The following is a 23,478-nucleotide window of genomic DNA, read 5'->3' as shown; positions in this document are numbered from 1 at the left end:
TAAGCACGCAACGTCCGGGCGGGAACGTCGTTGGTGAGGCGTACGACGTACGGACGACCTGGAGTGCCCCATGCTGCGTCTCGCCGCCTTCGCCGTCACCTCCGCCCTGGCCGCCGCGGCTGCCGGACCGCTGCCGCCTCTGCCCCTGGGACGGCTGCTGACCGCACCCGACCGGCTCACCATCGAGATCTCCAAGAGCGGCAACCGTCTCGTCGACGGCACGCACCGACTGGAGTGCCACCCCGCCGGCGGCGACCACCCCTTCGCCGAGAAGGCCTGCGCCCGTCTCGACACCCTGTCCAGGCAGGGCAAGGACCCCTTCGCCGAGCCGGACTCCAAGAACTGCTCCTTCCAGTACGGCGGGTCGGCCGTCGCCCGCATCACCGGAACGTGGCGCGGCGAGAAGGTGGACAGCACCTTCCAGCGCACGAACGGCTGCGACATCGCCCGGTGGAAGAACCTGGAACCTGTGCTTCCGGGGGAGCATTCCTGACCTGCGACGATGCGGCGGATGCGCGCTTTCCCCCGTACATCCGCCACCTCGCGGCAGGGCGGTGCCCTTAGACTCCTCCCGTGACATGCCGGTAGTCGTGGTCAGGGAGGAAGCTCGTCGTGAGCAGCAGGCCATCCCGAGGCGCTGCTCGCCTCGCAGCAATACTCGACGCGCTCCCGGACGCGCTGTTGCTCGTCAACGCCAACGGCACGGTCGTCAACGCCAATTCGATCGCCCTCGAGGTCATGGAGAGCCCCGGCACCGGGCTCGTCGGCCGAGGAGTGCTCGACCTCCTGCCGGAGTTCGACTCCAAGCAGATCCCGGGATCGATGCGCCGCCCCGGCGACCGCGAAGAGGGCCGTTCCCGGCCGAAACGGATGATCGCGCGCCGCACCGACGGCAGCGAGTTCCCCGTCGAGGTCACCAGCGCCCACCTCGACGGACGTGACGCCTACCGCGAGCCCCAGCCCTACACCGGCGACGAACTCCTGATGCTCGTCGTCCGGGACCTCTCCGAGACCGTGGACACCGAGGCCGAGCTGGCCCGCTCGCAGCGGCAGACGGAGATGATCCTGCGCGCCGCCGCCGAGGGCGTCGTGGGTACGGACACCGAGGGCCGCGTCGTCCTCGTCAATCCGGCCGCCGCGCAGATCCTCGGGTACCGCGCCACCGACCTCGGCAACCGCGAACTGCACGGGCTGGTCCAGCACTCGCGGGCCGACGGCTCGCCCTTCCCCTTCGACGAGTCCCCGCTCGCCGACACCCTGCGCAGCGGGCGCAAGCACCGGGTGCGCGGCCAGGTGCTGTGGAACAAGGCCGGACAGCCCGTCGCCGTCGACCTGACCACCTCGCCCGTACGGGACGGGGAGCTGCTCGTCGGCGCGGTGATGACCTTCACCGACCGCCGCCCGTACGACGCCCTCGCGGCGCGCCACGCCCAGCTGCTGGCCGTCCTCAAGGACTCCCTGCGCGGTCCGCTGGAGGAGCTGCGCGGGGAGCTGGCCACGCTGGCCGCGGACGACGGCGGACAGCTGTGGCCGGAGGCCAACCAGCTGCTGCACCATCTCGCCGCCGGCTACTCGCGCATGACCACGCTCGTGGACAACGTGCTCGAGTACCAGCGCCTGGACGCGGGCAGCGACAAGCTCAAGAAGAAGAACGTCCTCATCAACGCGGTCGTCGCGGCGGGCGTCGACGGTGCGGTCGAGCTGATCGGTCCCGGGCGGGCGCAGTTCGCCGTCCATGCCCCGACGATCGAGGCCGAGGTGGACGCGGAGCGGATCGCGGCCGCCCTCGCGCACCTGATCACGGATGTCGCCGGGGTGGACGCCACCGGCAAGACCGCCCAGGGCAACGGGTACGGCGACTCCACCATCGTGGTGGCCGCAGCCCAGCGGGGCGACGTCGTACGGATCGAGGTGCGCGGCCCCTACGAGGGCGGCAACCCGGTGCACGAGCCGATCGTGCGGGGCATCGTGACCGCGCACGGCGGGGTCCTGCAGACGGTCGAGGTGCCCGGCGCGCCCGGCGGGGCGTACGTGCTGGAGCTGCCCCTGGGTTCGGGCGCCGGGACGGTGACCCTGCCCGAGCCGGAACAGCAGCCCGCCATGGAGCCCGAGGCCGCCCCCGCGACGGTCTCCGGCGGCCGGCGGGGCAGGCGCGGCGTCGACGCCTTCCTGGAGGACGGGGCCGCCGGGGCGAAGGCCGCCGGGGCGCGCGAGGGCGGGGGCGCGCTCGCGCTGCCTTCGGGGCGTCGCCGGGTGGAGGGCGAAGTCCCCGCGCAGGCCGTCCCGTCCGGGCCGGCGGAGCTGGCGCAGTCCCCGGTGAACCCGGCGGGGCTCGGTACCGGGCGCCGGCGCGGCCGCGACGGCGATGACGCCCCGCACGAGCGGCCGGTGCCCCCGCAGGGCACCGCCATGCCCGCGCTGCCGCCCGTTCCGACGGTGCCCCCGGTCCCGGTGACCGAGCACCCGGCGGGCCGCCGCCGGGCGCTGGGGCCGGCCGGGGCGGCCGCGCAGCCCGCGGGCCCGGTGCCGGGAGCCGGGATCCCGGCTCCCGCCGCGCCCCGCCCCATCGCCCCCGAGGGTGGTTTCGCCCTGCCCGCCGGGCCCGCCGCAGGTTCCGCTTCCGCCGAGGCCGACTCCGACGGCCCGGGTGGGCGCCGGGGCCGACGGGTACTCGGGGCACCCGCGGCACCCGAGCCGCCGGAGCCGGCGGCCGGTGCGGAGCCCGGGCCTCCGACCGGACGGCGGCGCGCCCTGCCCTCGACTCCCGCCTGGCCGGTTCCCGCGGCCCGCACCGCTCCCGAGGACGGAGCAGCCGCCGGGCAGCCCGCCGTCCCCGGTGCCCGCCGGCCCGGTGAGGCTCCGGCGAACGGGGCGCAGCCGATCAGCGTGCGTGCTCTCGGCACCCTGGGCCAGGGCATCTCCGTGGACCCGGCCGCGGCGGGCGCGGAAGGTTCCGGTTCCGGCCGGCGCCGGCGCCTCGCCGAACCCGCGCCGCAGGGGCGGGCCTTCGCCATAGGGGCACCCGAGGCGGGCGCCGCCGAGGGTCCCGAGCCGCTGGACGGCCCCGGGGGTGCGGTCGAGGTGGTCAACCGGCCCGTGCCGCAGCCCGTGGACGACGAGCTGCCGCCGGAGCCGCTGGACAACCCGCGCCGGCTGCTGGTGTGGCCGGCTCCAGACGCGCAGACGCAGCAGGCACTCAGCGAGCGCGGCTACCGCCCGGTGATCGTGCACTCGCGCGAGGAGGTGGACGCGCAGATCGCGGCGTTCCCCGCCGCGCTGTTCGTCGACCCGCTCACCGGGCCGATCACCCGGACCGCCCTGCAGTCCCTGCGCCAGGCCGCGGTGGCCGCCGAGGTGCCCGTGCTGGTGACGGCCGGGCTGGGACACGCCACGCGCGAGGCGGCGTACGGCGCCGACCCCGCCGTCCTCCTCAAGGCGCTCGCGGCGCGCGACAGCGAGCAGCACCCGTCCCGGGTCCTGCTGATCGAGGAGCACGACGAGATCGCCACCGCGCTGACCGCCGCGCTGGAGCGGCGCGGCCTCCAGGTCGCCAGGGCGGGCGCGGACACCGACGCCGTGGAGCTGGCGACCCGGATGCGGCCCAACCTGGTGGTCATGGACCTGATGCAGGTCCGCCGCCGGCGGGCCGGGATCGTGGACTGGCTGCGCGGGCACGGACTGCTGAACCGCACCCCGCTGGTCGTCTACACGACCGCCGGGATCGGTCCGGCCGACCTGCCGCGGCTGGCCTCCGGCGAGAGCGTGCTGTTCCTCGCCGAGCGGGCCACCACCGCCGACGTGCAGGGCCGCATCGTGGACTTGCTCGCCAAGATCGGGACCAACTAGCGATCCTGGCCCCATGGCCATCACCGACGCGTCCGAGCGCCCCGTTCCCGCCGACAACGGGGAGGTCAACCTGCTCATCGCCCGGCAGGTGGAGCCCGGCCACGAGGAGACGTTCGAGGCTTGGGCCCACGGGATCCTGGAAACGGCCGCCGCGTTCCCCGGGCACCTCGGGTACGGACTGTTCCGGCCCGCCACCGAGGGCGGGCCGTGGTTCCTGGTGCACCGCTTCCGCGACCAGGCGGCCTTCCAGCGCTGGCAGGACTCCCCCGAGCGGGCCCAGTGGTTCTCGAACTGCCTGGGGCACCACCACACCGAGATAGCCCGCCGTGAACTGCACGGCATGGAGACCTGGTTCGCCAAGCCGGGTACGGCCCGGCCCGCGCCGCCGCGCTGGAAGATGGTGATCAGCTCGGGGCTGGCCATCTTCCCGATCTCGCTGGCGGGCAACGCGCTGCTCGGGCCGTACCTGGTGGACCTGCACTTCGTGGTGCGGACGGCCGCCTTCGCGGTCGTCTTCAGCACCCTGATGACCTACGTGGCCATGCCCGCCGTCAGCCGGCTGCTGAGGTCGTGGCTCACGCGCGGCTGATCCGGCGGGACAGGTCGGCTAGCCGAGCGTGGTGACGTCCAGCTCGCCGTCGGCGTACTGCTTGCGGATCACCTTCTTGTCGAACTTGCCGACGCTGGTCTTCGGCACGGCACCGACGATCGCCCAGCGCTCCGGGAGCTGCCACTTCGCGATCGACTGGGCGAGGAACGCGCGCAGTCCGGCGTAGTCCACGGTGGCGCCCTCCTTGAGGACGACCGTGGCCAGCGGGCGCTCGCCCCACTTGTCGTCCGGGACGGCGACGACCGCCGCCTCGGCCACCTCGGGGTGGGCCATCAGGGCGTTCTCCAGGTCAACGCTGGAAATCCACTCACCCCCGGACTTGATGACGTCCTTGGCCCGGTCGGTGAGGGTGAGGAAGCCGTCGGGGCTGATCACGCCGACGTCCCCGGTCTTGAGCCAGCCGTCCGCGCTGAACTTGTCCTCGGGACGGTCCGGGGCCCCTGTGGCGCCGCCGTAGTAGGAGGAGGCGATCCAGTTGCCGCGGACTTCCAGCTCGCCGGCGGACTCGCCGTCCCAGGGGAGGTGGTCGCCGTTGGGCCCGACGAGGCGGGCCTCGACACCGGCCGGGAAGCGGCCCTGGGTGACCCGGTACGGCCATTCCTCCTCGGCGGTCAGCCCGGCCGGCGGGTGCGCCATGGTGCCCAGAGGCGAGGTCTCCGTCATGCCCCACGCGTGGCAGAGGCGGACGCCGAGCTTGTCGTAGGCCTCCATCAGGGAGGGCGGACAGGCCGCGCCGCCGATGGTGACCTGCTTCATCGAGGTCAGGTCACGGGGGCGGGCGGTGACCTCGGCGAGCAGTCCCTGCCAGATGGTGGGGACTGCCGCGGCGTGCGTGGGCTTCTCCCGTTCGATCATCTCGGCGAGCGGGGCCGGCTGGAGGAACCGGTCCGGCATCAGCATGTTGATACCGGTCATGAAGGTGGCGTGCGGCAGTCCCCAGGCGTTCACGTGGAACTGCGGGACGACGACCAGCGAGGTGTCCCGGTCGGTGAGGCCCATCGACTCGGCCATGTTGACCTGCATGGAGTGCAGGTAGATGGACCGGTGGGAGTAGACGACGCCCTTGGGGTCGCCGGTGGTGCCGGAGGTGTAGCACATCGCCGCGGCCTGGCGCTCGTCCAGCTCGGGCCAGTCGTAGTGCTCGGAGCGGCCTTCCAGGAGTTCCTCGTACTCGTGCACGCGGACGCCGAGGCCGTCCAGGGCGGAGCGGTCGCCGATACCGGAGACGACGACGTGCTCGACGGTGGGCAGGTGCGGCAGCAGCGGGGCCAGCAGCGGCAACAGGGTTCCGTTGACGAGCACGACCTTGTCGGCGGCGTGATTGACGATGAAGACGAGCTGCTCGGGGGGCAGACGCAGATTGAGCGTGTGCAGGACGGCGCCCATGGACGGAATCGCGAGGTAGGCCTCGACGTGTTCCGAGTTGTTCCACATGAGCGTGGCAACGGGGTCGTCCTGCCGGACTCCGAGCTCGTCACGCAGGGCGCTGGCGAGGCGGGTGGCGCGGGCACCGATCTCGGCGAAGCTGCGGCGGTGCGGCTCGGCCTCCCCGGTCCAGGTCGTGACCTGGGACTTCCCGTGGATCGTCATCCCGTGCTGCAGTATGCGGGTGACGAGGAGTGGTACGTCCTGCATGGTGCTCAGCAAAGCGTCCTCCCGGTGAGCGCTGCGGCGCTGCGGTGGCTTTAGGGTGCAGCCGATTCTGCGCACGTACCGGTCGGCATGTCACTACCCGGGAGTACAAACGGAGCGGCTGATCATTGTGACCAACCCCTCTCCCGCCGTTGTTTCACGTGAAACGGCCATGGTTCAGGCGAAACAGCTAGCCGTTTCACGCCAGAAAGCCAGCCGTTTCACGTGAAACACCAGGCGCTTTCCATGGGAAAGGCGGTCCGTTTCACGTGAAACAACGCCGGGGATTCAGCGCACCGGAGTGAGTTCGGGGTCCTCACGCAGCTTGACCAGAGCCCGCGAGACCGCGCTCTTGACCGTGCCGACCGAGACACCGAGCAGTTCGGCCGTTTGCACCTCGCTCATGTCCTCGTAGTAGCGCAGGACGACCATGGCCCGCTGTCGGGCGGGCAGCCGGGTCACCGCGCGCCACATCGCGTCCCGCAGGGCCTGTGCCTCCGCCGGGTCGGTGCCCTCCAGCGCCTCGCTCTCCGGGATCTCGTCACAGACGAACTCGTCGACCTTGCGCTTGCGCCACTGTGAGGTGCGCGTGTTGACCAGGGCCCGCCGGACATAGCCGTCCAGGGCCCGGTGGTCCTCGATGCGGTCCCAGGCGACATAGGTCTTCGCCAGAGCCGTCTGGAGCAGGTCCTCGGCGTCACAAGGGTTGGCGGTGAGGGAGCGCGCGGTGCGCAGGAGGACGGTGCCACGGGTACGGACGTACGCCGAGAACGACGGGTACGGCGTCGGATTCGAGGCGAGCGTGCATACAGGCGTGGTCATGGCTCCACGCTAGAAGCGGCACGTCCCCCTGGGATCGGCCCCAGGTGCCGAAGCCGGATCCCTCTCAGGTTGTACGGCCGGGCCGCGGCCCACCTCCTGAAGGTGGAGGGCCCGCCCGGCCACCGGGACCGGGGTCAGAGCCCGGTCCCAAGGATCAGGCCGGAGGTCGGCACCCCCGTACCGGCCGTGACCAGTACGTGCTCCGCTCCGGGCAGCTGGTTGACAGAGGTGCCGCGCAGCTGGCGGACGGCTTCGGCGATCCCGTTCATGCCGTGCAGGTACGCCTCCCCGAGCTGCCCCCCGTGGGTGTTGAGGGGGAGCGCTCCGGCCGCCGTGAAGTCGGCGGCCTCCCCCGGGCCGCAGAAGCCGAACGCCTCCAGCTGCATGAGGACGAAGGGGGTGAAGTGGTCGTAGAGGATGCCCACGTCGATGTCCGGGGGCCGCAGCCCGCTGGTGCGCCACAGCTGGCGCGCTACCACGTCCATCTCGGGCAAGCCGGTGAGGTCGTCGCGGTAGAAGGAGGTCATGGCCTCCTGGCGGCGGCCGGCGCCCTGCGCCGCCGCGGTGATCACGGCGGGCTTCTGGCGCAGGTCACGGGCCCGCTCCGCCGTGGTGACGACGAGGGCCTGACCGCCGTCGGTCTCCTGGCAGCAGTCCAGCAGCCGCAGCGGTTCGACGATCCAGCGCGAGGCCGCGTGGTCGGCGAGGGTGATGGGTCTGCCGTGGAAGTAGGCGGCGGGATTGTTCGCGGCGTACCTCCGGCCGGTGACCGCGACGTGGCCGAAGGCGTCCGGGGTCAGGCCGTAGGCGTACAGGTAACGCTGGGCGGCCATGGCCACCCAGGACGCCGGGGTGAGCAGCCCCCACGGCAGGGACCAGCCGAGGGCCACGCCCTCCGCCGAGGGTTCTCGTTGCTGGACGCCGGACCCGAAGCGGCGGCCGGAGCGCTCGTTGAAGGCGCGGTAGCAGACCACGACCTCGGCGACCCCGGTGGCGACGGCGAGCGCGGCCTGCTGGACGGTGGCGCACGCCGCGCCGCCGCCGTAGTGGATGCGGGAGAAGAAGGAGAGCTCTCCGATGCCGGCCGCCTGGGCCACGGTGATCTCGGGGCTGGTGTCCATGGTGAAGGTGACCATGCCGTCGACGTCGGCGGGGGTGAGCCCGGCGTCGTCGAGGGCGGCGTGCACCGCCTCGACGGCGAGCCTCAGCTCGCTGCGGCCCGAGTCCTTGGAGAACTCGGTCGCGCCGATGCCGACGATGGCGGCCCGGCCGCCGAGGTCGTCGCGGCTGCGGACGCTCATGCCCCCGCCCCCAGGCGGACGGTCACGGTACCGGTGACATGGTGGCCGATGCGATTGGATCCGACGACCCGGATCTCGGCGGTGTCCCCGTCGATGGCGGTGACCGTGCCCGTGAGGGTCATGATGTCGCCCGGGTAGTTGGGGGCTCCGAGGCGGATGGCCACCTTGCGCAGGATCACGCGCGGGCCGAGGTGGTCGGTGATGTACCGGCCGACCAGGCCATTGGTGGTGAGGATGTTCATGAAGATGTCCGGCGACCCCTTCGCGCGGGCGAGTTCCGCGTCGTGGTGCACGTCCTGGTAGTCGCGGGAGGCGATCGCCCCCGCCACGATCAGGGTGCGGGTGACCGGGATCTCCAGCGGCGGCAGCGCGTCGCCGACGTTCATGCCTGTTCCCCCTCGGATAGGAGCGCGCCCAGTTCGGCCAGCAGCTCGCTGCCGCAGCCCAGGTAGGCGTCCAGCTGGCGGCCCCACAGGAAGTGCCGGTGGACGGGATGGTCGAGGTCGGCGCCCGTCCCGCCGTGCAGGTGCTGGCCCGCGTGGACGACCCGCTTGCCCGCCTCGGAGGCCCACCAGGCCGCCGTGAGGGCGTGCTCGCGGGCCGGGAGTCCTTCGTCGATCCGCCAGGCCGCCTCGTACGCGGTGACCCGGATCGCCTCCGTGTCCATGTGGGCGTCTGCCGCGCGGAGCATGACTCCCTGGTTCGTGGACAGCGGCCGCCCGAACTGCTCGCGCGTGGAGGTGTGTTCCACGGCGCGTGCCAGTGACCCCGCGCAGACCCCGGCCTGGAGTCCGGCGAAGGCGGTGCGGGCGGTCTCCAGTACCCGGCCGTAGGCCTCGGGGCCGCCGAGCCGCTCCGCCCGTGCCCCGTCCAGGGTGAGGGTTCCCGCCGACCAGGGCGCGGTCGTCTCCACCGGCCGTGCGGTGACTCCGGGCCCGTCCGTCCGTACGAGCCACAGGGACCGGCCGGTGTCGGGGACCAGCACGTGCGTGGCGTCGCGCAGCCAGGGCACGACGGGTGCGGTGCCGGTGAGGCGGCCGTGGGGCGTGGCGGTGAACCGGCCGCGCTCCGGGAAGGCGCCGGTGGCCACGGCCTCGCCGGAGCCGAGTGCGGGCAGCATCCGGGCCCGCTGTTCGGGGGTGCCGTGCGCGGCCACCGGCAGGACGCCGTACGCGCAGGTGGCGGCGTACGGGACCTGCGCGGTGGTGCGGCCCTGCTCCTCGAGCAGCAGCACCAGGCCGAGGAGGCCGATGTCCTCGACGGCGGCGGTCAGTCCGGCGGAGGTCAGGGCCTTCCAGAGCTCGGCGTCGCTGCCGGTGCCGGCGGCGGCGAGGCGCTCGTGGGTGGCGAGGTCGCCGAAGATCCTGGCGGCCAGACCGGCCGCGGCGGCCTGTTCCTCGGTGGGGCGGAAGTCCATGTCAGCCGGCCTCCGCCCGGAAGACGGGCAGTTCGAGGGAGTCGTCGACGCGCAGGAACTCCAGCTGTACGGGCAGGCCGATGCGGACCTTGTCGTGGGGGACGCCGGTGATGTTGCTGATCATGCGTACCCCCTCGGCCAGCTCGACCAGGGCCACCGCGTAAGGGCGCGCCGCGTCGGCGGGATCCTCGTGCGCGGTGAAGGCGGGGAAGGGCGGGTGGTGCATGACGACGTACGAGAAGACCGTGCCCGCGCCGCCGGCCTCGACGGTGTCCCAGTCGGGGGAGGAGCAGGCGTTGCAGCCCGGCAGCCAGGGAAAGCGCGGGGTCGCGCAGGCGGTGCAGCGCTGGATCAGCAGTCTGTGCTCGCGGACCCCGTCCCAGAAGCCCTGGTTGTCGCGGTTGATCACGGGGCGCGGCCGGGACGGGGCCCCGGAGCGGCTGCGTTGCGAGTGGGACCGGGTCTCCGGGCCGCGTTCCGGCCCGGCGGCCGGGGCGTATTTCAGAATGCGGAAGCGGTGGGTGCCGACGGGTTCGCCGTTCGCGCGGACGTCCATCCGGGTCGTCACGAAGTGACCGGTGCCCAGCTTGGTCGTCTTGCGCGGCGAGACCGACTCGATCACGGCGTCGAAGGTCACCTCGTCGCCCGGGCGCAGCGGGCGCAGGTACTCCTGCTCGCAGTCGGTGGCGACCACGGAGGTGCAGCCCTGGCCGTCGAGGAGGGCGAGCAGCTCGTCGTAGGCGCGGGAGCGGTCGGTGTGGCCGGAGAGGCCGCCCATCGTCCAGGCCTGGAGCATGGTGGGCGGGGCGATGGCGTCCGGTCCGGTGTAGGCGGGACTGGTGTCGCCCATCGCCTCGCACCAGTGGCGGATCATCGCCTCGTTGACGGCGTCCTTGGCCCGGCCGGCGGTGGCGGCGGGCAGCCCCTCGAAGGCCTTGAGCCGCTCGTGGAACCGGTCGCTGTCCCCGCCGGTCATCGCTTCCTCCCCTTCATTCCGAGCCGCGTCATGGCGACGATCTCCCGCTGGACCTCGCTGACCCCGCCGCCGAAGGTGTTGATCTGGGCGGCGCGGTTCATCCGCTCCAGCTCGCCGCCCGCGAAGGCCCGCGGGCCGCGTACGAGGGCCTCCTCGCCCACCGCCTCCTGGCAGATCCGGTACACCTCGACGGTGGACTCGGTGCCGAGGAACTTCACGCCGCTGGCGTCTCCCGGGGCGAGGGTGCCCGCTCCGACGTCCTGGACGAGGCGCCAGTTGAGGAGGCGTACGGCGGCCAGCCGGGCGTGTGCCTCGGCGAGCCGGGACCGCACCCAGGGGTGGTCGGCCGGACGCTCGCCGGTGGCGGGGTCCCTGGTGCGGGCGTGGCGCAGCGCCTGCTCGTAGAAGTCCTCGGCCTGCATGCCGATGGCGGCAAGGGCGATCCGTTCGTGGTTGAGCTGGTTGGTGATGAGGCCCCAGCCGCCGTGTTCGGGGCCGACGAGGTTGCCGTCGGGGACCCTGATGCCGTCGTAGTACGTAACGGTGGTGGTGAGGCCGCCGACGGTCTCGATGGGGGTCCAGGAGAAGCCGGGGCTGTCGGTGGGCACCAGGATGATCGATATGCCCTTGTGCTTGGGGGCCTGCGGGTCGGTGCGGCAGGCCAGCCAGATCCAGTCGGCGTTCTGGGCGTTCGAGGTGAAGACCTTCTGCCCGTCGATCACCCACTCGCCGCCGTCGCGGACGGCCCTGGTGCGCAGTGCGGCCAGGTCGGTGCCGGCCTCGGGCTCCGAGTAGCCGATGGCGAAGACGGTCTCGCCCCGCAGGATCCGGGGCAGGAAGTAGTCCTTCTGGTGCTGGGTGCCGTACCTCATGAGGGTGGGGCCGACGGTGTTGAGCGTGACCATGGAGACGGGGGCGCCGGCACGGTAGGCCTCGTCGAAGAAGACGAACTGCTCGTCGGGCCCCCGTCCCTGTCCTCCGTACTCGACGGGCCAGCCGAGGCCGAGCAGCCCGTCGGCGCCGATGCGGCGCAGCACCGCGCGCTGGGCGGCCGGGTCTTCGGGCAGTCCGTGGGAGAGCAGGTCCCGGAAGTACGCGCGCAGTTCGGCGCGCAGGCGTGCCTGGCCTTCGGACGGGGCGAGGTGCACGGCGCTGGCCTCCCGGCATCACATCGGACGCATTGACCTGACTGTCCGTCAGATTCGCTGTGGATGTCAAGGTCGCGCGAGCCGGCGGTCGGTACGCGCACGAGGGCGCCCGCACGACGGGACCCCAGCCGGTCCGGTCGTACGGGCGCCCTCATCGGCCAAGCGGCCAGGGCGGTGCCGCCTACCGCCGGGGGAGGCAGTTCACCGCGCGACGTTGGGGTTGGCCTGCTGGATCGCCGTGTACGCCGAGCCGTTGACCTGTGCGGTGTTGTTCCGGTGGGACGCTCCGGAGCCGGTGGCCACCTGCTGCGAAATGGCGTTGTTGCCGCTGTTGCCGCCGCCCACACCACCGCCGACGACGCTCGCGACGCTCACGTTCGATTGACGACGTCGCGGATCCAGAGTCGCCCACCGAATCCCCGCCAAACCGGCCCGCCCCGGACATGCCGAAAAGGGCCGCTCCGTCCGGGAACCCCACCGTCTCCCGGCCCTGCGGCCCTGCCGTACCAGCCTGCACACCCCCGCACGCCCCGGACGAACGCCGGTGCGGCCCCCTGCGCCTCACTCCCGGAGGCGCTGCGCGGCGCGCCCGCGCCGCATCCTGCCGTCCCTTGCCGATCTGCCGCGCGGCAGCTCCTGCCGCCGCTCCCCGCTAGGCGGCGAGGGAGAGCCGGCCCCGGTCACCGGAGGGAACGGGGGCGACGGGGGCCTCGGCGGTGACGGCGGTGGCGGCAGCATCGGGGGCGAGGGCCGGGACAGCGGCGGCGACGGCACCGGCGGCGCGGGAAGCGGCGGTGGTCGAGCGCCGGACCGACGGGGCCTTGCCGTGGGCCTCGGCCCGGATCCGCTGCTTGATCGTCGGCGGGAGCGAACCGCCCCGCATCACCGCCCGCCACGTCCGCCGCGCCACCGCACCCGGCCGCCGGCGCACCGTCGGAGCCGCGGGGGCGGCGACCGCTTCACCGGCGGCGGCCCGGGCCGCCTTCCCACCGAGACCGAGTGCGGCCAGGAGCGCCACGAGCGCGGCGAGGACGGTGGTCCAGATCGAGGCGATGCTGCGGTGCGACATGACGGGCCCTCCATTGCGGGATGTTCCGACGGGCGGATCTGCATACATTCGTCATGATGTGGCCGCAACCGCACGACCCCCACCTCGCGCGCCGATCTTCCGACAAACACCACCCGGAAGGCCCAGGGGCGGCCACCCCACCCCACGGGGACAGCACCTCACGCCGAAGGGGCGCCCCGGATCGGGACGCCCCTTCTTGGTCAGCGCGTGCGCTGAGGTGTGGCGGTGGGTGTGGGATTTGAACCCACGGTGACTCGCGCCACGACGGTTTTCAAGACCGTTCCCTTAGGCCGCTCGGGCAACCCACCTGGCCGGTACAGAGTACCGGGATGTGGGGGTGGGTGGGGTGGGTGTTCCGGGCGGCCGGGTCAGGAGGCCTGGGCCTTGTCGTAGGCCGCCTTCGCCTCGTTGCCGAAGTAGGGCCCGAACATCGTGTTCGGCAGGAAGGTGTAGCCGAAGCTGTTCACCGAGACCTGGGTGCCGAGGCCCGTGGACTCGTTGAAGTCCTGGAACCAGGGGCCGCCGCTGGAGCCGCCCGTCATGTTGCACGCCATGCTGTGGTCCTTGGTCAGCAGGAAGTCCTTGCCCGTGTTGGCGCTGCAGTAGACGAGCTTGGTGCCGTCGTAGGGCGCGGCCGCGGGGAAGCCGAAGGAGTACATGCGCTTGTTGTAGCCGCCGTTGAACAGGAGGCCCTGCGCGCCGACGACCTGGCTGAGCTTCTGGCCGTTCAGCGGGGCGACGACGGCGAGGCCGACGTCCATGTTCATGTCCTCGTTCGCCGCCCACTGGTCGGTGGCGAAGGTCTTGGTCGCCGGCCACTGGCCGAACGGGGCGTTGCCGTTGTCATACGCGGGCACGAAGATCCAGTTGGTGTGCCAGGCACCCTGGTACTTCACGCAGTGCCCGGCGGTGATCACGGTGCTGCCGTTCTGGCTGGTGATCGAGTCGCCGGAGCAGGAGGCCGTGCGGCCCTGGAAGGTGAAGAACACCCGGCCCGAGGTCCTCACCACGGCTCCGCCGCTCGTCCAGGCGCCGCCGGCCTGCGGGAACGCCATGACGGACGTGGGTGAGGTCGGGGGGATCCGGGTCGGGAGGGCCGTCGTCACGGGCGCCTTCGTCGTGGGCGCCGTACGCGCGCCGCCGGGGGCCGCCGTCAGGTCGAGCGGGGTGGCCTGACGCATCCGCTCGGCGGTCCAGAAGCCGGGGGTCTGCACGGGCCGGTACGAGGAGGGCGATTCGGCGGCCGCCGAGGGGGAGGCCGCCGTCAGGGCGCCCGCGAGCAGGGCGCCCGCGGCGAGGAGGACGGATGCCGCCGTGCGATGACGATTCACGCAGACTCCTTCTGCCGTGCCCGTGCCGGATCGACCCGGGCAGGGGTGGGGGTGAAGAGCTGTCGGTGCGGATCGGCCGTTCGACTTGCGGGGGCAGAGTCGCACGGGTTCCCGGAGATGTCAGCGGGCAGCCCGGACGTTCGGTCGGTTCAGGCCACGGAATGGCCAACTCGCCCCCTGTCGCGGCGTCATGTGGTCGCGAGGACCCCTGCGTACGAGACCCCGGCCACCACCACCCAGGCACCGAGCCCGAGCAGTGCGGCGCGTCCGCCGGTACGGGCCAGGGTCGGCAGGTGGACCGCGCTCCCCAGCCCGAACAGGGCCGCCGCGAGCAGGGCCTCCTGCGCCGTGTGGGCCCAGTCCAGTGCCGCGCCCGGAAGCAGACCCGTGGCGCGCAGCCCGGCCGCGGCCAGGAACCCGGCGACGAACAGCGGCACCGGCGCCGGACGCCGTCCCGAGGACGTGCGTACGCCGCGCCGCCGGGCCCGCATCGAGAACGCCACCGCCGCCACGAGCGGGGCGAGCAGGGCCACCCGCATCAGCTTGACCAGCACCGCCTCGCCGAGTGCCGCGGGGCCCGCCGTCTGGGCCGTCGCCACCACCTGGCCGACATCGTGGACGCTCGCCCCCACCCACCGGCCGAAGGGCAGTTCGGAAAGGCCCAACGGCCCCTGGAGGAGCGGGAGTACCGCGATAGCCAGCGTCCCGCACAGGGTCACCAGTGCCACCGACGCGGCCACGTCCTCCTCGTCGCTGCCGGACACCTCGCTCACCGCGCCGATGGCCGAGGCCCCGCAGATCGAGTACCCGGTGGCGATCAGCAGGGGCTGATCCCCCGGGAGCCCCAGACGGCGGCCGAGCCAGACCGTGCCGAAGAAGGTGGCGGCCACCACGGCGCTCACCATGGCCACCGTCGCCCAGCCCAGCCGCAGCACCTGGTCCAGGCCCAGACCGAGGCCCAGCAGGACGATGCCGATCCGCATCAGCCGCCGGCCGGCCAGGGACAGGCCCGGGCGGGCCGGTCCGCGCACGACGGTCCGTATGCCGGGGAGGTGGGCCACCGCGATCCCGAGCACCACCGAGGCGGTCAGCATCGGCACGCCGGGCAGCAACTGGTGCACGCCCCAGGCCACCAGCGCACCGGCGGCGGCCATTCCCAATCCCGGCCAGGAGGTGGGCGTTTCACGTGAAACATGGCGGACCGCCTGGCTGTGGGGGCGGTGGAGGAGGGCCATCAGTCGACAGGGAGCGTGTAGACGCGGCGGATGCTGCTGCCCAGGCGGGAGACGTCGGCACCGTAGACGTGGATCGATATCGCCTTGTCGGTACAGGAGTTGCGTACCTTGTGGATGTCCCCGGGCGGCGCGAAGCCACAGACCTCGCCCTGGGCGTTGACCACGTCCTCGGTGGCCACCAGGCGGGCGGCGTCCGCGCCGGGCGCGAGCCGGTAGCGGCGCTCGCTCTCCTCGCCCTGGTGGACACCGGCCACACACCACGAGACGTGGTCGTGGATGCAGGTCTCCTGGCCGGGCATCCAGACCAGGGCCACGACCGAGAAGCTGCCGTCGGACTCCGCGTGCAGGATGTGCTGCCGGTAACGCTCCGGGTCGCCCTCCTGCTGCTCGGCGGTCAGCAGGTCAGGCGTGCCCAGGTGCGGGGCGAGCCGTTCACCGACCAGGTAGGCGGTCAGGTCGGGGGCCAGACCCCGGTCGACGACGCTGCGGATCTCACGGACGAGGGCGGCCATCCTCGTGGTCGTACGGGCCGGCGTGGTGGTGGTCATACAAGCAGCGTCCGTTGGCACATCCATCACGTCCAACGACAGTTATCACCTGAAATCCCAAGCGGAGCTTATGGATCTGACGGCCAGGGGATTCCTCAGTCAGGGCATTCCTCGGTCAGGGCATCCCTCGGTCAGGGCATTCCTCGGTCCGAGCCGGGGAGCCGTCGGGTCAGCAGCCGACGCGGTTGGACGCAACCCTCTTCAGCTCGTCGAGCACCACCGCCGTAGCCGGTATCCGCAGGTGGTCACGGTAGACGTACGCGGCGATGTGGCGGCGGGCGGCCGGCTCCAGCACCCGTCCGCAGACCCGGCTGAGGGAGAGGGAGGGGAGCACCAGGGCGGGCATCATCGCCACGCCCAGCCCCTGGGCGACCAGGCTCTGGACCACCAGGTTGTCGTCGGTCGCGAAGCGGATGTCGGGTACGAAGCCCAGCTCGGCGCACTCGTGCAGCAGGTTCGCGCGGCAGCGCGGACACCCCGCTATCCAGCGTTCCTCGGCGAGGTCGGCGAGGTGCACGGCCCTGCGGCGGGCGAGCGGGTGGCCGGTCGGCAGCAGCACCGTGAGCTGGTCCTCCAGCAGCCTGACCTCGGCCACCTCCTCCGGGACCTCCTCGTGCAGGCCGGGGTAGGTGAAGGCGAGGGTGATGTCGCACTCGCCCCGCTGGAGCCGGCGCAGGGACTCCGGGGGCTCGCCCTCCAGCAGTTCGACCTGCACGCCGGGATGGTCCTTGGCGAGGCCGCTGAGGGCTTCCGGGACGAGAGTGACATTGGCGCTGGGGAATCCGCAGACCCGCACCCGGCCGGTGCGCAGCCTCGTGTACGCCTTCAGCTGGGCCTCGGCGGCGGAGAGGCTGCCGAGGATCGACTCGGCGTGGCGGGCCAGGGACTCACCGGCCTCGGTGAGCTTCATCCGGCGGCCGACGCGGGTGAACAGCGGGGTGCCGACGGCGCGTTCGAGCGCCTTCATCTGCTGGGTGATCGCGGGCTGGGTGTAGCCCAGGACGCGAGCGGCCGCCGAGTACGAGCCCGCGGCGACCACTTCATGGAATGTCCGTATGTGCCGTGAATCGAACACGAGCGAAGCATAAGCAGATATTGGGAGGGACCGTAGGCGGAATCCCGGCCACGGCCCCTCCCATCAAGCCACTGTCGAGCGGCCGCTCGCCGCTTCGTCCGCGCGTCCGCCGCTGCTCGCGACCGCTCGCGGCTACGCGCGGCTTCTCACGACTGCTCGCGGTTACTTGTCACCGACGCGCGAGCCGAGCGTGATGTCGACCGTGGTCGGCTTGCCGGCGCGCAGGTAGGTCAGCTTCACCGTGTCGCCCGGCTTGTACGTCCAGATCAGGCTGATCAGGGTCGGGCCGCTGTCGACCTGCTTGCCGCCGAACTCGGTGATGATGTCGCCGGGCTTGAGGCCCGCCTTGCCGGCCGGACCGTTGGGGTCGACCAGCTCGTTCGGGGGCGCGCCCTGCTCGGAGATCTTGGCGCCGTCCACCTTGGACTGGAGGTCCACGGAGACGGAGATCACCGGGTAGACCGGCTTGCCCGTCTTGATCAGGGACTCCGCGACGTTCTTGGCCTGGTTGACGGGAATGGCGAAGCCGAGTCCGATCGAGCCGGCCTGGCCGCCGCCGAACCCGCCGTTGCCGGCGGACTGGATGGCCGAGTTGATGCCGATGACCGCGCCGCGGCCGTCGAGCAGCGGCCCGCCGGAGTTGCCCGGGTTGATGGAGGCGTCCGTCTGCAGGGCGCTCATGTACGAGTTCTTGCCGCCGGAGCCGTCACCGGAGGCGACCGGGCGGTTCTTGGCGCTGACGATTCCGGTGGTCACCGTGTTCGACAGGCCGAAGGGGGCGCCGATCGCGATCGTGGGATCGCCGACCGCGACCTTGTCGGAGTCCCCCAGCGGCAGCGGCTTGAGGCCCGCGGGCGGGTTCTTCAGCTTGAGCACGGCCACGTCGTAGCCCTGGGCCCGGCCCATCACCTCGGCCTCGTACTTCTTGCCGTCGGAGAAGGTCGCGGAGAGCTTGCCGCCGTTCGCGGCGGAGGCCACCACGTGGTTGTTGGTGAGGATGTGGCCCTGCTGGTCGTAGACGAAGCCCGTGCCCGTCCCGCCCTCGCCGTCACCGGCCGAGGCCTCGATGGTGACGACGCTGGGCAGGGCGTTCGCGGCGAGACCCGCGACGGAGCCGGCGTCGCGCTTGAGGTCCTTGGGGGTGTTGCCCGCGGTGATGGTGGTGGAGCCGAAGCCGCCGCTGTCGTTGCGCTCGGCCGCCCAGTAGCCGACGCCGCCGCCGACGCCGCCCGCCAGCAGGGCCGCCGCCAGGACGGCCGCCACCAGGCCGCCCTTGCCCTTCGGCTTGGGCGGCGGGGTGCCGTCGGTGGTGAGCGGGGCGCCCCAGGCACCACCGCCGTGGCCGCCGTGGCCGCCGGTCGCCCCGTACGCGGGGACCGCGGGCGGCGGCGGGGGCCAGGCTTCGGCGCCGTACGCCGTCTGAGCGGCGGGGGCCGGGGCCTGCGGGTGCCCGTAGCCGTAGGCGGGGGGCGCGGAGGGCGGAGCCGCCGGGGTGGGCGGCAGCTGCTGGGTGTGCTCGGCACCCTGCGCGGGGGCGGGCGCCGGGACCTCCGGCGGCCGTCCGGGCGCACCCTCCTGGGCCACCGCGGCGGCCACGGGCGCGGCCGGGGCGGACGGGGCCACGGGAGCGGCCTCCGGCGCGGCCGGGGCCTTCGCCAGGTCGGGGGTGGAGGCGGCCGGCGCGGGGGGTACGGACGGGGCCGCGGGGGGCGTCGGGGCCGCGGTGCCCTCGTTCTCGGTGCTCACAGCGCTCTCTCCTCGTCACACACGGCTTACAGGCTTACACGGCTGCACAGGCTCTGGGCGTCCCATGCTCTGGGCGTCCCAGGCTCTGGACGTCCGGCTCTGGTCATATCAGGCGAAACCGGGCCGACGCCCACCGGGCATCGGTCCGACTGAACGTTCGACGTGCCGTACAAGTTCCAGAGTGAAGCCTTTCCCATGACCCGTCAGGGCACTGTAAGCCGGACCTGTGCATCTCCCTCCATCCTTTATATCCGACATATCAGACGCATCCCCAGGACTCACCCCGACGCCGGAGGCTCCTCGGTGGCACCATGACCGGGTGACCCACGCATTGCCGAGTCCCATCCAGGTCGTCGCCCACCGCGGTGCCTCGGAGGACGCCCCCGAGCACACCCTGGCCGCGTACCGGAAAGCCATCGAGGACGGCGCCGACGCCCTCGAATGCGACATCCGGCTGACCGCCGACGGACACCTGGTCCTGGTCCACGACCGCCGCGTGAACCGCACCTCCAACGGCCGCGGCGCCGTGTCCGCCCTGGAGCTCGCCGATCTCGCCGCCCTCGACTTCGGGTCCTGGAAGGACCGCGAGGAGTCCCCCGACTGGGACGCCGACCCCGAGCGCACCTCCGTGCTCACCCTGGAACGGCTGCTGGAGCTGGTGGCCGACGCCGGCCGGCCCGTCCAGCTCGCGATCGAGACGAAGCACCCCACCCGGTGGGCCGGACAGGTGGAGGAACGCCTGCTCTTCCTCCTCAAGCGTTTCGGACTGGACGCCCCGCCCGCCGAGGGTCCGCACCCGGTCCGGGTCATGAGCTTCTCCGCCCGCTCCCTGCACCGGGTCCGCGCGGCCGCGCCGACGGTACCGACCGTGTACCTGATGCAGTTCGTCTCGCCGCGGATGCGCGACGGGCGGCTGCCCGCCGGGGTGCGGATCGCCGGCCCCGCCATGCGGATCGTGCGCAGCCATCCCGGCTTCATCCGCAAGCTCCAGGCCGCGGGGCACTCCGTGCACGTATGGACAGTGAACGCTCCTGAAGATGTTCAGCTATGCGCTGATCTGGGTGTAGAAGCAATCATCACGAACAGGCCACGCCAGGTTCTGTCACAACTCGGGCGCTGACGTCCCGATTTGCCCATGCGCCACACCCGCACCACGCGTGACAGGGAGTGCACCGGCGCATCCGCTCCGCATCCGACGGTCACGAATGCGTCAGGACGGTGTCAGTGGGCCTCCCCACGGCGGTTTCCGGTCCAGGCCATTGGGGCATCCAGACCATGGCGTGGGGCTAAGGAGGTTCCGGGGGTGGCGTTGGTGATGGCACAGGAAGTGCCCACGTCGTCGTGCATGGACATACGCCATGGTCCTGCGGGCGTGGGGGAGGCGAGGCACCGGATGCGCGAACAGCTGCGCATGACCGGCCTTTCCGAATCGGTCGTGGACGATGCCGAACTGATCCTTTCCGAACTGCTCAGCAACGCCTGCCGGCACGGCAGACCGCTGGGCCGGCGCGAGATCGGAGACGGTGAGATACGCGCCGCGTGGCGCGTCGACACGGCGGGGCGGCTGACGGTCGAGGTCACGGACGGCGGCGGCCCCACCCGCCCGATTCCGGCCACGCCTTCGGTCACCGCGCACGGCGGCCGGGGGCTGAACATCATCAGCGCGCTGGCCCAGGACTGGGGTGTCCGGGACGGAGCGGCGGGCGAGGTCACCGTGTGGGTGATCGTCGCGCGGGGGTCCCGGCACGACGACTTCGCTACGCGCGTCACCGCCCCGGCGATGGACTTCGTATCGGCCTTCGACGATCTGGACCCGTGAAGCGGATTCCCGGGCGGCCGTCCGGGAGCGCACGCCGACCGTGCTCCCGGCCGCACCCCACCGGTTCCGGCGGTACGAACGGCTAGGCTCGCGCCCAGAGACACCGCCGTACCGCCGCAACCGGGAGACACCCACGATGGCCAAGAAGCGCCCCGCCGCGAAGACCGCGAAGCCCCAGCTCGAGAACGGGGAGATCCCGGTCGTCGGCGCGCGCGAGCCCTGCCCCTGCGGGTCCGGGCGCCGCTACAAGGCCTGCCACGGCGCGGCCGCCTCGCACGCCGCGACCGAGCACGTGCAGCGCCCGTTCGAGGGACTGCCGGGCGAGTGCGACTGGGTGGCGCTGCGCGAGCTCGTCCCCGCGGCCACCGTCCCGCTGACCCTCAAGGGCGGTCTGCCCGAGGGCGTCCCCTCCGTCACGCTGGTGACCGTGCTGCCCATGGCCTGGCCGGCGCTGCGGCGTGAGGACGGCTCGGTCCTGCTCGGCCTGCAGAACGAGTCCAACACCGGCGACCTGTCCCGCGACATGGCCGACACCCTGGAGCGCGCGCTCGTCGCCGAGCCGGGCACCCCGGTCCCCGCCCGCCGGGTTCCGGCGGAGGGTCCCCGACTTCAGGATCTCCTCGATCCGGAGGGCGTTTTCGAGCCGGTTGTGCACACGGGCTTCGAATTCTGGATTCCGGAGGCGGAGAGCACCCAGAACGCCTCCCCGGAGATCGCCGCCTCGCTGGAACGCGCCAACGCCGCCGCCATCCCGACCGTCAAGCTGACGGGCGTGGACGCGGCCTACTGGTGCGAGACCCCCGACAAGAACCACCTGCGCTGGGTCATGCCGCACCCCGAGGAGAAGCTCCTCGACGCCCTCGCGCGGCTGCACGCGGCGGGCACGTCCTCCCTCGGCGAGGGCACGAAGCTCGTGGGTTCCTTCCGCGCCCACGGCCTCGTCGTCCCGGTCTGGGACCTGCCCACCGGGGTCTCCGCGGAGGACGTGGAGAAGCCCGCCGCCGAGTTCGCGGAGCGGCTGGCCACGGCCCTGTCCACCGACGCACCGCTGACTGCCGACGAGCGCCGGGCGCGCGGCGGGCTCACCAACCGCCAGGTCACGCTCAGCTGACGCACGGACAGCTACGGGTCCGGTGACTGGCGTCACAACTCCCGCTAATCGCCTGCAAATCGATGTCTGAATATCAGAGATCGAATTTGCGAACAGGCGATCTCTTGTTACCGTTCTTGTAGCCCGGTCGCTGGTGCATCCCCCGTCGCCAGCGACCGGGCCTTGTCTTTCCGGTGGCGCTCAACCTTCGCCCGCGGCCGGTGAGTTGCTCCCGGACCGCAGCAGCAGCCGCCCTTCATCATCCGGAACTGCAAACTCCGCTACAGCCGAGTACTCCTCCGGAGCCCCGGCGGAATCCGCGCGGGGCGTCTCGCACAGCCCCGGCTCGTCGCCCGCGCCCACCGCACAGCGGATCTGCACGGTGCGTCCGGCCGGCCCCATCACGGTCAGTACGGCGTCGAGCGCCCGCCCGCCGGTGTTGCGGTAGTAGCTGCGGCCCCAGGTCTTTCCCGCGCTCTCCAGGACGCACGTCTGCGCCTCCAGCCCCTGCGGAGCGGACAGTTCAGGGCCGCAGCGGGAGTCGGTGCGCGGCTGTTCGGCAGGCCCGGGCCGCGACGGCACCGTGGCGGGCCGCGCCCCGTCCGGCGCGCCGGAGTCAGGGGAAAGACCGAGCGAGGAGAGCAAACCCCCGCCTTTTCCGTCACTCTGACCGGCGAAATCCGGCCCGGCGATCGCTCCGGCCAGGGGAAGCGACAAGATGATCAGCACACCGGCACCGATACCGATCAGGCGGAGATTCATTCGCCGAAGATAGCGACGCGGGAAAGGGGCACGGAGATCCCCGCGCCCATTTCCCTGGGAAACTCGTCGTACCGGCACCCGTACGAGTGATCCGGCGACCTCCCGGACACCCGGGACGGGCCGGACTGACCGGCGGACCGGCGGGCCGGACTGGCCTGGGGCCGGCGGGCCGGACCGGCATGGGGCCGGGCGGGCCGGACTCGCCTGGGGCCGGACGGACCGGCGGACCGGGCGGACCGCCCCGGACACCCGGGACGAACAGCCGGGCCGCCCGTTCAGTACGCCAGCCGGCTTCCCCCGCCGGGCGCACCACTGCTCGCCTCGACGAGCGCGTCCACGACCGCCTCGACCTCCGGCAGCCACATCCCGTACGGCCCCGGCTCCGGCACGGGTTCCCGCTCCCAGCGGACCTGCCCGCCGCCGCTGGCCGTGGAGGGCGGCAGCAGCAGGTAGCCGCCCTCGCCGTGGAAGCGCAGCGAGGAGGGCACGTGGTCCTTCGCGTAAAGGAGTTCGCCGAGCCGCTCCAGCGAGTACGGCGCCACCAGCAGGGACCACCGGGTGGGCGTGGCGACGACCGGACCGAGCCGCAGGCCCTGCGCGTCCAGCCGTACGACGGCCCGTGCGGCCGCCCCGGCCGGCAGGCTCACCGCGCACGGCGCGTTCCCGCCGGTGGCCAGCAGCACCGGGGCGGCCGGCCGCCTGGTCCACCACCAGGCCACCATCCGGGCGTCGGTCGTGGCGGCGAGCAGCCCCGGGTCGAAGGGGTGCGCACCGGGCACCACGCAGTCCGGGTCCGGGCAGGCGCACCGCGCGCTGTCGGCGCCGGCCCGGCCCACACCCGGCAGTACGGGCCAGTGCCAGGCGGTGGCGCAGGTCAGCGCCCCGTCCAGCAGGGAGGCGGCGGGGGCGCCGTCAACGGCTGCCACGGCCGGGCGGGAGGCGGCCCGCGGGAATTTCAAACGATCGCGGAGCCGCTGGAGACGCCTTCCGAGGATCTCGCGCATGAGCGCTCGTTCCTTTCCGTTGAACGCCGAAGGGCCACATCACACCA

General features: G+C 72.6%; 22 protein-coding genes and 1 tRNA gene. 6 read left to right on the top strand and 17 right to left on the bottom strand.

The genetic code is table 11. The annotated features are described in order from the left end of the window. Window positions 1–70 precede the first annotated feature (70 nt). The 3 genes from ACZ514_RS12395 to ACZ514_RS12385 all read left to right on the top strand — a co-directional run bounded on the left by ACZ514_RS12395 (window position 71) and on the right by ACZ514_RS12385 (window position 4,435). A complete protein-coding gene (locus ACZ514_RS12395) occupies window positions 71–493 on the top strand; it encodes an SSI family serine proteinase inhibitor (RefSeq protein ID WP_468700628.1) in 423 nt (140 codons plus the stop codon). 119 nt (window positions 494–612) lie between these two features. Beyond that, entirely contained in the window at window positions 613–3,846 is a 3,234-nt protein-coding gene (locus ACZ514_RS12390; RefSeq protein ID WP_469124659.1) for a response regulator, read from the top strand. A 13-nt stretch (window positions 3,847–3,859) separates the two neighbouring features. Beyond that, window positions 3,860–4,435: an antibiotic biosynthesis monooxygenase gene (locus ACZ514_RS12385; RefSeq protein ID WP_468164209.1), complete on the top strand. Its 576-nt coding sequence runs from the start codon at window positions 3,860–3,862 to the stop codon at window positions 4,433–4,435. An 18-nt stretch (window positions 4,436–4,453) separates the two neighbouring features. On the opposite strand, the gene ACZ514_RS12380 is transcribed toward ACZ514_RS12385, so the two are convergent. The 15 genes from ACZ514_RS12380 to ACZ514_RS12310 form a co-directional block, all read right to left on the bottom strand. Further along, window positions 4,454–6,103: a long-chain fatty acid--CoA ligase gene (locus ACZ514_RS12380; protein ID WP_468164207.1), complete on the bottom strand. Its 1,650-nt coding sequence runs from the start codon at window positions 6,101–6,103 to the stop codon at window positions 4,454–4,456. A gap of 273 nt (window positions 6,104–6,376) precedes the next feature. Then, window positions 6,377–6,910: a SigE family RNA polymerase sigma factor gene (locus ACZ514_RS12375; RefSeq protein WP_468164205.1), complete on the bottom strand. Its 534-nt coding sequence runs from the start codon at window positions 6,908–6,910 to the stop codon at window positions 6,377–6,379. Between the two features lie 134 nt (window positions 6,911–7,044). Next, complete coding sequence (locus tag ACZ514_RS12370) at window positions 7,045–8,211, bottom strand: lipid-transfer protein (RefSeq protein ID WP_469124658.1); 1,167 nt, start codon at window positions 8,209–8,211, stop codon at window positions 7,045–7,047. After that, entirely contained in the window at window positions 8,208–8,597 is a 390-nt protein-coding gene (locus ACZ514_RS12365; RefSeq protein WP_469124657.1) for a MaoC family dehydratase, read from the bottom strand. The genes ACZ514_RS12370 and ACZ514_RS12365 overlap by 4 nt, the downstream gene beginning before the upstream one ends. Then, entirely contained in the window at window positions 8,594–9,628 is a 1,035-nt protein-coding gene (locus tag ACZ514_RS12360; RefSeq protein ID WP_469124656.1) for an acyl-CoA dehydrogenase family protein, read from the bottom strand. Before ACZ514_RS12360 ends, ACZ514_RS12365 begins: the two co-directional genes overlap by 4 nt. 1 nt (window position 9,629) lies before the next feature. Then, complete coding sequence (locus ACZ514_RS12355; protein WP_469124655.1) at window positions 9,630–10,604, bottom strand: bifunctional MaoC family dehydratase N-terminal/OB-fold nucleic acid binding domain-containing protein; 975 nt, start codon at window positions 10,602–10,604, stop codon at window positions 9,630–9,632. Further along, window positions 10,601–11,752, bottom strand: a complete 1,152-nt coding sequence (locus tag ACZ514_RS12350; RefSeq protein WP_469124654.1) for an acyl-CoA dehydrogenase family protein — start codon at window positions 11,750–11,752, stop codon at window positions 10,601–10,603. Before ACZ514_RS12350 ends, ACZ514_RS12355 begins: the two co-directional genes overlap by 4 nt. 201 nt (window positions 11,753–11,953) lie before the next feature. Beyond that, entirely contained in the window at window positions 11,954–12,127 is a 174-nt protein-coding gene (locus ACZ514_RS12345; protein ID WP_468700614.1) for a hypothetical protein, read from the bottom strand. Window positions 12,128–12,404: 277 nt separating this feature from the next. Continuing rightward, on the bottom strand, window positions 12,405–12,821 hold the full coding sequence (locus ACZ514_RS12340; RefSeq protein WP_469124653.1) for a DUF6344 domain-containing protein: 417 nt from the start codon (window positions 12,819–12,821) through the stop codon (window positions 12,405–12,407). A gap of 220 nt (window positions 12,822–13,041) precedes the next feature. After that, a tRNA-Ser gene (locus ACZ514_RS12335) sits at window positions 13,042–13,129 on the bottom strand. A gap of 60 nt (window positions 13,130–13,189) precedes the next feature. Further along, window positions 13,190–14,152 carry a trypsin-like serine peptidase gene (locus ACZ514_RS12330; RefSeq protein WP_468700608.1) on the bottom strand — a complete coding sequence of 321 codons (963 nt, stop codon included), beginning with the start codon at window positions 14,150–14,152 and terminating at the stop codon, window positions 13,190–13,192. 188 nt (window positions 14,153–14,340) lie between these two features. Then, on the bottom strand, window positions 14,341–15,387 hold the full coding sequence (locus tag ACZ514_RS12325; RefSeq protein ID WP_469124652.1) for a YeiH family protein: 1,047 nt from the start codon (window positions 15,385–15,387) through the stop codon (window positions 14,341–14,343). Further along, entirely contained in the window at window positions 15,387–15,935 is a 549-nt protein-coding gene (locus ACZ514_RS12320) for a cysteine dioxygenase family protein (RefSeq protein WP_469124651.1), read from the bottom strand. The genes ACZ514_RS12325 and ACZ514_RS12320 overlap by 1 nt, the downstream gene beginning before the upstream one ends. Window positions 15,936–16,104: 169 nt before the next feature. Further along, window positions 16,105–17,010, bottom strand: coding sequence for a LysR family transcriptional regulator (locus ACZ514_RS12315; protein WP_468164186.1), 906 nt, complete (start codon window positions 17,008–17,010; stop codon window positions 16,105–16,107). A gap of 162 nt (window positions 17,011–17,172) precedes the next feature. Beyond that, the gene (locus ACZ514_RS12310; protein ID WP_469124650.1) at window positions 17,173–18,756 is read right to left on the bottom strand and encodes a S1C family serine protease; all 1,584 of its coding nucleotides are present in this window, start codon (window positions 18,754–18,756) and stop codon (window positions 17,173–17,175) included. A 319-nt stretch (window positions 18,757–19,075) separates the two neighbouring features. On the opposite strand from ACZ514_RS12310, the gene ACZ514_RS12305 reads away from it, so the two are divergent. From ACZ514_RS12305 to ACZ514_RS12295, 3 genes are all read left to right on the top strand, one after another. Next, entirely contained in the window at window positions 19,076–19,876 is an 801-nt protein-coding gene (locus tag ACZ514_RS12305) for a glycerophosphodiester phosphodiesterase (protein WP_468164183.1), read from the top strand. Between the two features lie 183 nt (window positions 19,877–20,059). After that, window positions 20,060–20,575 (top strand): ATP-binding protein, encoded by a 516-nt coding sequence (locus tag ACZ514_RS12300; protein ID WP_468164181.1) that lies wholly within the window; start codon window positions 20,060–20,062, stop codon window positions 20,573–20,575. 136 nt (window positions 20,576–20,711) lie between these two features. Continuing rightward, window positions 20,712–21,686, top strand: coding sequence for a DUF5926 family protein (locus tag ACZ514_RS12295; RefSeq protein WP_468164179.1), 975 nt, complete (start codon window positions 20,712–20,714; stop codon window positions 21,684–21,686). Between the two features lie 180 nt (window positions 21,687–21,866). Here ACZ514_RS12295 and ACZ514_RS12290 read toward each other — a convergent pair whose 3' ends face one another. Both ACZ514_RS12290 and ACZ514_RS12285 read right to left on the bottom strand, forming a co-directional pair. Beyond that, window positions 21,867–22,427 (bottom strand): hypothetical protein, encoded by a 561-nt coding sequence (locus ACZ514_RS12290; protein ID WP_468700598.1) that lies wholly within the window; start codon window positions 22,425–22,427, stop codon window positions 21,867–21,869. A 275-nt stretch (window positions 22,428–22,702) separates the two neighbouring features. Then, on the bottom strand, window positions 22,703–23,431 hold the full coding sequence (locus tag ACZ514_RS12285; RefSeq protein ID WP_468164175.1) for a bifunctional DNA primase/polymerase: 729 nt from the start codon (window positions 23,429–23,431) through the stop codon (window positions 22,703–22,705). Between the last annotated feature and the right edge of the window lie 47 nt (window positions 23,432–23,478).

This window comes from Streptomyces sp. NPDC034086 (genome assembly GCF_055575515.1).
Note: the sequence above shows the minus strand (reverse complement) of the source record. Positions and strands in the feature narration are given on the sequence as shown.